Source organism: Psychrobacter sp. PG1 (assembly GCF_014897815.1).
Lineage (GTDB): Bacteria > Pseudomonadota > Gammaproteobacteria > Pseudomonadales > Moraxellaceae > Psychrobacter.
Genome location: NZ_JABUZG010000044.1, coordinates 5,814 through 16,175, shown reverse-complemented (window position 1 = coordinate 16,175; position 10,362 = coordinate 5,814). Strand labels below are relative to the sequence as shown.

The following is a 10,362-nucleotide window of genomic DNA, read 5'->3' as shown; positions in this document are numbered from 1 at the left end:
CCAAGTCAATGTCTACAGATTTGACAGCATAGGTCAATGACGCCATACTTATCATTTTTACTGACGACTACCCTACCATTACTGAAATCGCCTGCCGTTTGGTAAGCATAGGGTATGACCATTTTACCCGTTTTATTCATATAGCCATATTTACCGTTTTTATAGACGGCAACCAAGCCTTCTTTAAAGTCACGATAGTCAATAATCACCCCATAAAAAAGCGGTGCTTGATGTTCAACCGGTATGACTAGTTTGCCAGCTTCATTGATATAGCCTTGCATGTATAAATAGTCTTCGTAATCCTCAGCGCCATCGTAACCTTTGACCATACCCATTTTCATTAATGAGACACGAGCCATGCCCTCAGAGAAATCGCCATAACTATAATATTCTGCAGCTACAAAAACCTTCCCATTATCATTTTTATAGCCACACTTAAAATCATTATTATTCTCTACCTCAAAACTCTGCAATGCGGACACAGCAGGTAATATCGCAAATACGCCACAGAGACCTAAAACCAGTGACGTTTTTTTTATTATATATTTTCATCTTAATTTCGGTTATAAGGTGTGGAAGCGATATAGCATTGATAAAAACTGGCCTATATAACACTGCTACTATGGGTATTAAATTTAGGGGTTCCTATGTCACTCAAGCAATTAAAAGGGATGCCACTGCTACATGATTCACACAACCATTGGCAACGTTTTCTTAACACGGCAGATAAGCTGTCAGGTGCAGTATTTAACCAAAACGTGCTGTCTTTAGATGCTGCTTTAGCAGGACAGGGAGTTGCGATTGCTTGTCAGGCGTTCGTACAATCAGATTTGTCTGCGGGGCGTTTGGTACAAGTTAGTAAGTTAGGTTTAACTGTTGAGCCTGATTACTACCTTATTCGTAAACGCACATCAGTATCACGACCTGCTGTAGATGCGGTATGGGAGTGGTGTATTGAAAACTTGGTTATTGGTTGATTAGTCTGTAATAGCTGTACCCCAAGGGAACCAGCTATTTCACCCTTCAAACCTATTAACATACCACTTATAACAGACTGGTATAATGGAACCACTTATAACTGAACAGCACCAGTACCGTCGAAGACCCGATATGTCTAGCTGCCTTGCAGTCAGTGAAACATTGCTGTTGTTGCCTTCTATTTATTTAACAGCTTCAGCTTTGGAAACTGTACTATAGACTCTGGTTTTCTTAGTTATGATAAACTCCTCATAGAGTCGTTAGTTTACCACCTTCTTCTCCAAGATTCCTTCAGCATAGCTCACCAGCACCACTGAGTATTTCTTTGGACTCTTGCACTCATAAAAGCTAGTCTACTATCTATACTAGCATCACATTGCTGTATGCCTTAATAGTCATGTAAACTACAATTGAGCAGAGCCGATGCAGTGCTACTCATACTCATTGCACTGATCGCTAAAGATCCTGAACCAATTTCGAGGAAACTTCGTCTATCCATGACTATCTCCTTATTGTAATTTTGAAAATACAAATTTTTATTAGCCTTATTTTTATTTAAATAAGTATGAGATTCAATAATAAGATACACCTACTCCTTAAGACGTTCGCCAATACACCTTCATAACCATATCTTGGCGAGATAAATCAAACTTAGTTTTTAATTGGCGCCTTAATATTTTGGCATCAGCTGCGCTAAGCGCGCCCCAAACCTTCTCTATAAGAATAGAGCCGTCTTCTAAACGTGTATCTATAGCTGAGACAATAGCATCAGGAAGATCAATAGAAGGTGTATTCAAAATATGCACTATATTGTCTTGTTTAAAACTATTTATCTCTGCCAATGTCTGACTTAATTCGATCTCTTGTAGATAAGACAGCTCTGCACCATCATTCGTCATGACAATGACGATTGGCGCTATCGGATTTTGCCAGTTTTCTAATAAATTAGCGACTGTCGGCATAGATGTTTCGTCGCACAGAAGCAGGCACTGACCATCATTTAAATGCGCAATCCTTTCTGGATAATCGCGTACACTTTTAAGCTGTGTTCCTGCTTGAACCGCTCTCGCCCAATTACCACCAGAGGTATCCCCATGAATATAAATATCCACCCAACCCTGTATTTGCTGAGTTTCTGCATCTTGCCATGCTTTTCGCAAGGTATAGTAACGCTGTAATTTCTCCGAGGCGGCGGCAGAGTTATGACTAATTGATACGTCAGTATTCATTTCAAACAGATAGGCGTATCCTGCATAATTCAGTGGCGTATCAGCAGGTGCAGCGACTACCAATCGGAACATATTCGGGCTGGCGTAATAACCATCAATCACAGTGAAATAACGCTCTTGCTGTTTTATTGCGAGCTTGCCAAGTTTCTTTGAAGCCACTTGCAAAAGGTTAATATATTGCGACTTCAAAGTAATGGTTTCATCAATCACATTTTCAAATTCAATAAAAAACTGGCTGATGCCATCAGATAACATTTCTACTTTGTGATTTGGCAAAGCTTCTACATTTTGGACTGATGCTTCGAGCAATAATCCATTGCTATAAACCTCTGCTACTACAACTGCCATATCATTACTGAGCTTGGTGTCAGCAAATGCTTCTACAAACAGCGCCAATTCGTCTTGGTGTTCATCATTGACATGGTTCATGAACTTTATTTTAGCTACCATGGGTAATGGCATTTTGTCTGTATGATGTTGATCAAAAACTTGGGACATAATGCACCCTTTATAAAAAGTTGGTTTTATAAAAAAGACAAGGCGCATGATTCACTCAATCGCCTGATCCATTAATATTGTGTGATAACAATACTTTTAACTATGGTTCAAACTAGAACTTATAAGACAGCGACGCTTTTACTTCACGCTCATCACCTGGCATATTAGAGGTATTGAGTGAGCCGACGCGGACATAACGGTCTTTATTTAACAGGTTATAAACGTTTAATTGACCGGTATTGAGGTCTGTTTGATATCACTATCTAGATAGCTATAACCACCAGATACCTGCAACTTAGGCATAATGATAATCAGCCTCTCTATCAGAATAGCGAATACCGACACTTATGACACCAGCACTAGCCAGACGATGCTCAAAATCAGCAAACACATCATGGCTCTGACTGTTAAAGTCGTTCCACTTAGCCCCATAAAAATCATTATTAGGTAGGGAGATTAAAGATTTATCAGCAAAGGTAGGCAGACCATTATTGGGGGTGATTTGTCGATCTTACATCAAATAACCCAGACCAAATTTACTGGTATCATTCAATTGCTTATCAACACTGACGTAGGTCGTACCGTTTTGATTGTATTTACCACAGATGTCATCAACTACTGAATTGGAGCGCTGATTGTATTGCAGCACCGTGCGACCAATGAGACTGTCATCGGCGCTCAAGCTGCCCTGAAGACCAGCAGATACGCCATAGCATTCTGGATTGCTAATATTGGCTTTACCACGCTTTCGAACCAAATTCACCACACCGCCCACAATACTATATTGATCATATTCATAACCACGAGAGTAAATAGATGAGCGCCCATCATCATCTTTCAGAACTCGTAAACCGGTCGTGCGCTTAGCAATTTGGTCTAACGTATCAAGATTTAAGTCATCAATTTTTGCTTGGGTGATCAAACTGATAGACTGGGGAATATTTTCTAGATAATCTGTTATCTTGGTACCGACCGTCGCGACATTGGCATTATATAAGTCATTATCTTCACTTGGATCAATGGCATATAAAGGGTTCACGGTTACCACAATCGTATCTAAAGTGGTACTAGGCAATGCATCAGCACTATCTTCTGATTCAGCCGCTATCGCTGGTGACATAAAGAGTAAAGATAATATAGAATAGCACAGCGGTGACAGTCTAAAATGCGAGGATTGATTTGAGGTATTATGAACCACGTTAGTATTCCTTAAAGCCATAGTAGATAACCCATTGGGTTTGTTAATGGCATTAAAAACAGATAGCTATTAAATAAAAACAACTCTAACTTCATCTAGTGAAGTCAGAGCCTGCTCTTACCGGTTAGCACTCAACAACTAAAATCCTCTAGCATTATCACTAGTAGCGGTATAAAAGATATTGAAGGCACTATTAGCGCCAGTTTTGACAACTTTACCGTCTACCGTTGCACTGGCTTCGAAATTAACACCACCACCTGCACTTTCACCGCTAGCAATGTTCGGCAAGGTCAGTGAATGCACGACCACTTTCTTATTGGTAATGGGTGTCTCTGCTTTGGTTAATTTTGTACCCCGTGGTTTGACCACTTCGCCCTCTGCAACGACTTTCGTTAAATCATCATAAATAATATCGAAATCTAATAATTGTGCCTGATCAAGTTTTGCTTGTCCGTTGACAACAGGAATACCAACAAGAGACTTGCTGCCACGGTGAATCATGCGATTATCGATAACTTTACCATTATCTAGCTTTCTGGCTTCTACAGCGACTGAATTGGTTCGAGCCATCAACATCACTTTATAACCTGGTACCGCAACTTTACCTTTTCCATCAAAAATATCTGCGACCAATTCTGGTGCATTTTTCGCTTTATTGATGACTACTCGAGCAGAGTTTTCAGAAACGGGATAGTCTTTGCCGTCAATCGTCAAATAACGACTATCGGCATAGTTGCTTTGCGTTTTCATGAGACCGTTGATCACAGAATGAGAGGTAGATACAGGCGTTACGCTCGATGGTGACATCGTATTTTGACATCCTATAACCCCTAAAGATAACAGCGCAATAGATAAAACTGAAAATTTAGATAATAGATTTTTGCTGAAACATGACTGAGTTGAACGTGACATAATTTAATCTCATAAGAAGGGTTTTTGTGAAATGCAGAACTACTAGAAAAAAATTGTAATTGATAACGATTATCATATGCATTATTATTACGATAATGCAACTAGTTGTCAATCCTTATCAAGGATATAAAATACATTTGTTAATTCTCTTACAGTTTTCATATAAGCAATACTATGCTCAAGGCTTTTTGAATATGATAAAGGATAGGTATGTCAAAATTTCAGACAAAATTTGCAATTATAACGATAACCATAGCAGGAGTAATGATGTCACCAAGCTATGCTAAACCTGACTTGACCAAGACAGTAGATATGAGCTTATTGCATGCCAAAGATACCGGATATCGTTTCGTATATCATACCTTCATTAAACCTGCACCAGAACTACCCTCCTCTAGCGTAACAGATTCACAATTGAAAACGCTGAAAGCCTATGCAAAACCTCGTCATTATCAAGTATGGTTAGCTATTCCTGAGCAAACAACCGATCATCAACTCTCTAACAATTCTGTAAAAACTCCTAGTAAATTACTTTATATACTGGATGGTAATGCGGCTATTGATGATTTAGATACAGAAACGCTGCGCGCCTTATCCAAGTCTACGCCAAAAAAATCAGCGCCTGCTTTAGTCTTTATAGGTTACCAAACACCTTATCGCTTCGATGTCGATGCCCGCGCCTACGACTATACCCCACCATTATTAGCCAACACTATAGATAACAGTGCGTTTACAGAAGAAGGTAAAGAGCGATTAAATGGTGGTGCAGAGCATTTTTATGGGCTGATAGAAAAAGAAATTAAGCCGTGGGTATATGAGCAGCTAGGCGAAAAACCAAAGCAAGAAGCGATTTGGGGACACTCTTACGGTGGTTTGTTTGTATTGTATAATTTGTTCAAGCACCCTGAAGCTTATCAGCAGTACTTCAGTGCTGATCCTTCGCTATGGTGGCAAGATGGAGAGATGATTAACTATTGGCAAGCGTATCAAAACCTTCCTAAAGCGCAACTTGCAGATATATCCAATAATAAACACAAACAAATACGACTCACTTTTAGTCACTCTGCAGAGCAAACCACTATCCCAGTAGTAGTGCCCACTCTGATGAGTAAAAAAGAATTCGCCAAGGAAATCTGTGACCACTTTGAGAAGAGTTGTAGTTATCAGTTTTACAATCAATCACACGGAGAAGTATTTACAACCTCTCTATTGGAGAGCTTAAAACGTTTCTAAGACTGACTTTTAATGGGAGTTTCCCAAAATTTGTGTAACTGCTTATAATCCACTAACCGGAGAATAAGCAATGACTACCCAATCTGACATTAAAAAACTGGCTGAGCTAATGGCTGGTAACATGAATAGCTTTGATGACATCCTTCATCGACACTGCCCTTGAAGCTGAGATGGAAGATCATCTTGGCTACCCCAAGCATGAAAAGGCAGATAAGCCCAATAAGCGTAATGGTCACACTAAAAAGACAGTCCGCAGTGACATCGGCGATCTTGAGGTCTCAACTCCAAGAGACCGTGATAGCAGCTTTGAGCCTGTGCTGGTCAGTAAGCATCAAAGTCGTATTACTGGTCTTGATAATAAAATCATATTTCACTACAGGCACAGTCTTGCGCTTCGGGCAACTGTCCCCCGGACACTTGCTTCTCCTCGCTCATACGCCAAAGGTCAAAGGTCAAACCACCACTCAGATCTTCGAAACCATTAAAGAGCTATACAATGTAGATATCTCAAATAGCTTAGTTTCAAGAGTCACTGACAACATCTTGGAGGACATCACTGCGTGGCAGAATAGACCACTTAACAGCATCTATCCTATTGTCTATCTAGACTGCATTGTCATTAAAGTACGTCAAGACAAGCAGATCATCAACAATGCTATTTACTTAGCTCTAGGCGTTAATCTTGACGGTAAAAAAGAGTTACTTGGTATGTGGCTGTCAGAGAACGAGGGCGCTAATTTCTGGGGGGCGTTCTCACTGAACTACAAAACCGTGGAGTACAAGACATCTTAATCGCCTGTGTCGATGATCTAAAGGGCTTCCCTGATGCCATTAACACCGTCTACCCCAAAGCACAGGGGCAGCTGTGTATCGTGCATATGGTGCGCTATTCAATGAATTTTGTACCCTGGACGGATAAAAAGGCCGTAGCGGCTGACTTAAAGGTCATCTATGGGCTGATACGCTTGAGATGGCAGAGGCCAACGTTGAGCATTTCGATGAGATATGGGGCAAAGAATACCCACATGTCATCAAGTCTTGGCGCAATAACTGGGAAGGCTTAACGGTATTGTTTAATTACCCTAAAGACATCAGAAAAGTCATATATACCACCAATACTATCGAGTCGCTAAACAGTGTGATTCGGGCAGCGGTGAATAAGCGTCAGGTGTCCCCGTCTGATCAAGCTGCTTTCAAAGTGGTGTACCTAGTAACCCAGCAGGCATCCAAAAAATGGTCGATGCCTATTCGTAACTGAACGTCTGCTCTTAATCGTTTTATGATTATGTTTGACGATCGTATCAGCAAGCATTTAATCTAAACGGCAGTTACACAGAATCTGGGATGGGCTCCTTTTAATAGAAAAACTGTAGGCTTATTTTTATTGATCTATAGCAGATATTTTAAGACCTATACTTTAAGACTCTTCAACTCCCCATATCAATTGGAATGATACCTATTTCTTAAAAAATCATTACCTTAATAATTATGGTTTAGACCTCCTAGCGATGAGTGATTTTAAGATTGAGTATGTTCAAGATACATTTAGCACTCAGACCTTATCTACTAGATAAGAAAAACCTCGCTAGGTTACCCAAGCAAGGCGGGAGAGAAAGGTTGTTATGATATTTATGTTTATTATTATCTTATTTGTATTTAATAATAGCGGGATTGATTATATTGAAAGCCAACTCTGCTAAATAGCTCCTAGTTTTCATTACTATTCATTTACAAAGGCTATTTTGCTCAGCCCTGCTTGACTGGCTACCGCTAGTACCTGTGCCACCGTCTCATATCTACTTTCTTTATCTGCTCTTAATAGCACGGAAGGGTCTTTACCAGCTCCACTTTGCTGTTGTAGACGCACCCCTAGTTCTTCCATACTAATAGGATCGCTATCCCAGAAAATACCAGCATCTTTATCTATACTAATTTGGATTGCTTCAGGTGGCTGCTCATTGATTAGCGCACTGGTTTTGGGTAAATCGAGCGGTACTGTTGGATTCAAAACAGTCGCTGTCAATAAAAAGATAATCATCAATACCAACATGATATCAATCAGTGGAATGAGGTTCATCTCATTCATACTTTGGATGTTATCATCACTTAACTGAAATGCCATAATATTCTCTATCGTGTGTCAGTCTTATACAAAATCATAAACTTTTGCTTTAAAAAAGCCATCCAGCGCTGGCATTTACAACAACTTTATATAGTCAAGGAATTTTAGAAACGCTACAAGGCGACCGACCGCAGATAGTACACTGAGTACATTTAGGGCGGGCAACACCGTATCGGTTCAAAAGTGCTCTGACTATAAATAAAATCTAGCAATGCTACTGTTGGTAAGCCTCTTGTGTATCAGTATGAATACTACTATTGCTATGAGCACTCTTACTAAAAGTGACATTAGTGGTTATGCCTTGCTTTTCAGCTACATTATGAGGCTCCATTGAAGGTTGCATTGCTGCTAAATCAACAGACTGCGCCAATAAATCATGGGCTCTATCATTGGCATGGTACATTACCCGTCGATTGATACGTACGGCAAGGTTATAAAACACCACTGCTGGAATTGCGACGGCAATACCGAGACCTGTCATAATGAGCGCCTCGCCAACTGGTCCTGCCACTTGTCCAAGTCCTGCTTGCCCACTGGTACCGATATTATGTAACGCGTGAAAAATACCCCACACTGTACCAAATAACCCAATAAATGGCGCGATCGCTGCAGTGGTACCTAAAATAGGTAGGCCGCGTTCGCTAGCAAAACGGTAACGCCCGATATGCTTTAATAATGCTTGCTCAATGACTAATCGATGCATAGCAGCATCAGAGTTAATCACAGCTGAACGCTTCATCTCAACCTGCTGACTCAAATCATCAGCAACACAGGCGGCCAATTTTCGGCTTTGTAATATACGAATAATACCAGTTACCCAAGAGAGCACCGATAAGACCAATAGCAAGAAAAACAAGCTTTTGGTCACCAAATCGCTGTATTGCCAGTAGCTTGTAAAATTCATATCAGACTCCTTAATATGTTATGCAATCATATGAGTTTTTTGCGAGTACCGCATATCCACTTATCATGAAAAATCATCAGTAATGATGCTCTAAAAATAATAGGCTCGTTAAATAACTAAATTTTATGGTGCTGCATAACTGATAGGTAAAGTTACATTACCCACCACTGGTACGCCATTTTTCGTAAAGGGTTTAAATTTACCAGAAAGTACTTGTTGTTGAGCATCCCTATCGAGTGCGGCGTTGCCAGAAGATTGCGCTAAGCTCACATTATCTATGCTGCCTTGCTTATTAACTTGTAGTACCAAGACAACTCTAAAGGTTTCCCCTGATCTAGCACCTCGTCTGGCACGAGCAGGAAAACTAAAACTCGGTGCTGATGCCCAGTTAGCGTTGGTCGCAGTGAAATTGACTGGTGTATTACTTGCAGCAGCAGCTTGTTGATTAGCTTTCTCACGAGTCGCGGCTTCAGCTTTTGCACGGGCGGCTTGTGCAGCTTTGGCATCGGATACGGCTTGCGCTTCACGATCTGCCTTTGCTTTGGTATCCGCTGCAGCCTGAGCCTCGCGCATAGCTTTAGCATGCGTTTGTTGATTAGCCTTTTCAGTCTGTGCTGCCAATATTTTACGTTCGTTATCGGCTGCTAAAGCGCTTGCTTGAGCTGCTGCGTCTGATTCTTGTGATTTTATTGGTTGTTTGATGACAGGCTTGCTCTCTACTATTTTTGTTGTCGTAGTATCTGGCTTAGTATCAACCTGAGGCTTTGGTTTCTCCTTCCTCACAACTGGTTGCACTGCTTTTTTTGGCTCTGGTTTTGCCTCAGGTACGCTAACAGATTGTGGTTTAGGCGCTTTAATAGGTTCGACTTCTGCGACTGCCATCACTGGCTCTGCAATTGTCGTAACTTCTGACACCAACTGTATTTCTATAGGCGGTGTTATTTCAAGTGGCTTAATAGTAATCACAGGGGTTTTGACCATCACCAATACGATTGCTGTCAGCAAATGTAATGCGACAACACAACCCATAACTGTGGATGTTAATTTAACTGATGGCATATTGAAACTTGTTGAACCCATAACAGCCTAATAATTTTATTAAACAAAATGTAATAGCAATGTTAATGCAAATGATAACTATTATCAATAAATTTAATAACTATCTTTTAAATATTTATTCCCGCTTACAAAGCACCCTCTCTCATCTTCATGTACTCAAGAAGAATTCTTCCTACCACTAAGTCACTACTGAAAATTCTCGCTAGAGCTAAATACCTCAGCCTATGAA

The 10,362-nt window shown here is 40.4% G+C and carries 9 protein-coding genes and 1 pseudogene; 3 read left to right on the top strand and 7 right to left on the bottom strand.

The features are described 5' to 3' along the window. Positions 1 to 5: 5 nt before the first annotated feature. Positions 6 to 482 (bottom strand): WG repeat-containing protein, encoded by a 477-nt coding sequence (locus INT03_RS03560; RefSeq protein WP_193007658.1) that lies wholly within the window; start codon positions 480 to 482, stop codon positions 6 to 8. A gap of 165 nt (positions 483 to 647) precedes the next feature. Between INT03_RS03560 and INT03_RS03555 the strand changes: the two genes are divergently transcribed. Continuing rightward, positions 648 to 977: a LysR substrate-binding domain-containing protein gene (locus tag INT03_RS03555; protein ID WP_193007656.1), complete on the top strand. Its 330-nt coding sequence runs from the start codon at positions 648 to 650 to the stop codon at positions 975 to 977. A 597-nt stretch (positions 978 to 1,574) separates the two neighbouring features. Here INT03_RS03555 and INT03_RS03550 read toward each other — a convergent pair. The 3 genes from INT03_RS03550 to INT03_RS03540 form a co-directional block, all read right to left on the bottom strand. Then, positions 1,575 to 2,705, bottom strand: a complete 1,131-nt coding sequence (locus INT03_RS03550) for a siderophore-interacting protein (protein ID WP_193007655.1) — start codon at positions 2,703 to 2,705, stop codon at positions 1,575 to 1,577. A gap of 511 nt (positions 2,706 to 3,216) precedes the next feature. Continuing rightward, entirely contained in the window at positions 3,217 to 3,903 is a 687-nt protein-coding gene (locus INT03_RS03545) for a hypothetical protein (RefSeq protein WP_193007653.1), read from the bottom strand. A 138-nt stretch (positions 3,904 to 4,041) separates the two neighbouring features. Continuing rightward, the gene (locus INT03_RS03540; RefSeq protein ID WP_193007651.1) at positions 4,042 to 4,710 is read right to left on the bottom strand and encodes a hypothetical protein; all 669 of its coding nucleotides are present in this window, start codon (positions 4,708 to 4,710) and stop codon (positions 4,042 to 4,044) included. A gap of 372 nt (positions 4,711 to 5,082) precedes the next feature. Between INT03_RS03540 and INT03_RS03535 the strand changes: the two genes are divergently transcribed. Further along, a complete protein-coding gene (locus tag INT03_RS03535) occupies positions 5,083 to 6,048 on the top strand; it encodes an alpha/beta hydrolase (protein WP_193007649.1) in 966 nt (321 codons plus the stop codon). A gap of 134 nt (positions 6,049 to 6,182) precedes the next feature. Beyond that, positions 6,183 to 7,306 (top strand): annotated as a pseudogene (locus INT03_RS03530) (IS256 family transposase). 462 nt (positions 7,307 to 7,768) lie between these two features. On the opposite strand, the gene INT03_RS03525 reads toward INT03_RS03530, so the two are convergent. From INT03_RS03525 to INT03_RS03515, 3 genes are all read right to left on the bottom strand, one after another. Continuing rightward, entirely contained in the window at positions 7,769 to 8,170 is a 402-nt protein-coding gene (locus INT03_RS03525; RefSeq protein WP_193007647.1) for an ExbD/TolR family protein, read from the bottom strand. Positions 8,171 to 8,384: 214 nt separating this feature from the next. Next, on the bottom strand, positions 8,385 to 9,074 hold the full coding sequence (locus INT03_RS03520; protein WP_193007645.1) for a MotA/TolQ/ExbB proton channel family protein: 690 nt from the start codon (positions 9,072 to 9,074) through the stop codon (positions 8,385 to 8,387). A 123-nt stretch (positions 9,075 to 9,197) separates the two neighbouring features. Next, the gene (locus INT03_RS03515; protein WP_226950389.1) at positions 9,198 to 10,133 is read right to left on the bottom strand and encodes an energy transducer TonB; all 936 of its coding nucleotides are present in this window, start codon (positions 10,131 to 10,133) and stop codon (positions 9,198 to 9,200) included. Positions 10,134 to 10,362: the final 229 nt, after the last annotated feature.